Origin of the sequence: Prevotella sp. MGM1 (genome assembly GCF_002933775.1) — a bacterium.
In the GTDB taxonomy this organism is placed as follows: domain Bacteria; phylum Bacteroidota; class Bacteroidia; order Bacteroidales; family Bacteroidaceae; genus Prevotella.
On sequence record NZ_BEWV01000004.1, the window covers coordinates 1 to 929 of the forward strand.

Sequence of the window (929 nt, forward strand, 5' to 3'; positions counted from 1 at the left end):
ATCCTTGATGCCTGCCAGTGCAGCCAACGCTTTCATGTGTCGTTTCATGTTCGGGTGGTGGATTATCGGGAAAAGCGTTTCCCGTGTTTGGTCCTTGTATCTCTCAAGCAGTGCCAACGCTTCGGGAAGCAGTTTCACGCTCGCCCGATGTTCGTTTTTCTTTCGGCGATATTTCAGCCATAATGCTCCGTTGTCGTCCGTGTACAGGTTCTCGTCCGTGATGGAAACCACATCAGCGTATGACACACCCGTGTAGCAGGCAAACAGAAAAAGGTCGCGTGCCAGTATGTGCGTCTTCCTGTATGGCGGTATTTCCACGTCACGAATTCTTTCGAACGATTCGCGGCTCAATGCACGTGGTGTCCTTTCTGATTGCCGGGGCAGGGCGAAATGTTGAAAATTGCATTTCTCGGAATACCCTTTCTTATAGGCAATGCGACAGATTTTCTTCAGGATGGCAAGGTGGTGGCGGACGGTATCTATCGCATAGCCTTTATCTTCCGTGACGAAGGCCTGATAGTCGTGGATGAACTGTTCCGTCAATTGTCCGAAAGCCAAATCCTTGACCTTGTATTTGGTTTCGATGAACTCCCCGAGTGTCAGCCGCATATAGTGATAACCAGGATAAGTTCCTTTCGCACGGTCTATGCCGATACGTGCCTTAATGTCGTCACAGATTGCATCTGTCATTTTCATGAGGGTCATCTGCGTTTCCATGCTGCCTTGAAAATAATTCTTCACATCGGTGGCGTCAAAACCGACCTTACGGGATACAAGGCTGTCGAATGCGGCGTTTACCGCCAACAGCAGTTTTTCAATCCTGGCATTGGTTTCCACTGCTTCCTTGCTCTTGCCGTTCAGACGGCTTTCACGGGGATTCCACAGTTCGGGAGTGCAGGACAGCTTAGATCCGAACTGCGCCATCGTGC

At 50.2% G+C, this 929-nt stretch carries 1 protein-coding gene; it reads right to left on the reverse strand.

Going from position 1 to position 929, the window contains the following annotated elements; translation table 11 throughout:
- A partial coding sequence (locus MoGM_RS00030) for a phage integrase SAM-like domain-containing protein (RefSeq protein ID WP_104368233.1) occupies positions 1-929 on the reverse strand: 929 nt, incomplete at both ends.